Annotated in this window: 1 protein-coding gene; it reads left to right on the top strand. The window is 68.7% G+C overall.

Going from position 1 to position 1,070, the window contains the following annotated elements; all coding sequences use genetic code 11:
- A partial coding sequence (locus ACIPIA_RS16895; protein WP_400511152.1) for a DUF4399 domain-containing protein occupies positions 1-1,070 on the top strand: 1,070 nt, incomplete at both ends.

The following is a 1,070-nucleotide window of genomic DNA, read 5'->3' as shown; positions in this document are numbered from 1 at the left end:
GCGGCATGGAGATCGCGCCCGCCGGGCAGGCCAGGCGCAACGCCGGGCACCATCACCTGCTGATCGATACCGAGTTGCCGGCCCTCGACCAGCCGATTCCGAGCGACTTCAACCACATCCATTTCGGCGGCGGGCAAACCGAAGCCGAGATCGCGCTGACACCCGGCCGGCACACGCTCCAGCTTCTCTTCGCCGATCACAACCACGTGCCGCATGACCCGCCGGTCATGTCCGAGCGGATCACCGTCGAGGTCGCGGCCGATGCGGCCGAGAAGCCGCGCTCCGCGGCTGCGCCCGGCGCCCGGGTCTTTTTCATCGACCTCAAGGACGGCGCGACGATTCCGGCCCGTGCCAAGATACGCTTCGGCATCGACGGCATCGCCATTACGCCGGCCGGCACGGCGAGCCCCAATGGCGGTCACCACCACCTGCTCGTCGACACGGAGGTTCCGCCGCTCGACCGCGAGATCCCCAGCGATTTCAACCATCTGCATTTCGGCCGGGGCCAGACCGAGGTCGAGCTCTCGCTCCCGCCCGGCGAGCACACGCTGCAGCTCCTCCTGGGCGATCACGAGCATGTTCCGCATGACCCTCCGGTGATGTCCGAGCGTATCCGGGTACGCGTCGTCGATGCGGCGCAGGCCGGCCCCGCGGCGCCCGCGGCCCCGGCTGCGGGAGCGGGGCGCCCGCGTACAGCTTCGCCCAACGACGCCGTCGTCTACTTCATCTATCCGAAGGATGGAGAGACGATCTTTCCGAACTCGACGATCCGCTTCGGCCTGCGCAACATGGGTGTCGCGCCGGCTGGCGTCGCCAAGCCGAACACCGGGCACCACCACCTGCTTGTCGATGTGCCGACACCTGCGCTCGACGAGCCTATCCCCTCCGACCTCAACCATATCCATCTCGGCGGTGGCCAGACGGAGCGGCGCATCACCTTGCCGCCCGGCAGGCATACGCTGCAGCTCCTGCTCGCCGACGAGAACCACGTGCCGCACGATCCGGCCGTCATCTCGGAGCGCATCACCGTCTTCGTGATGCCGGGCGGCCGCAAGCCGGTGAGGCGCCGA

The sequence above is a fragment of the Allobosea sp. CER48 genome (assembly GCF_044752385.1).
GTDB lineage: Bacteria > Pseudomonadota > Alphaproteobacteria > Rhizobiales > Beijerinckiaceae > Allobosea.
The sequence above is the reverse complement of the archived record's forward strand: the minus strand, read 5'-3'. Positions and strand labels throughout refer to the sequence as shown.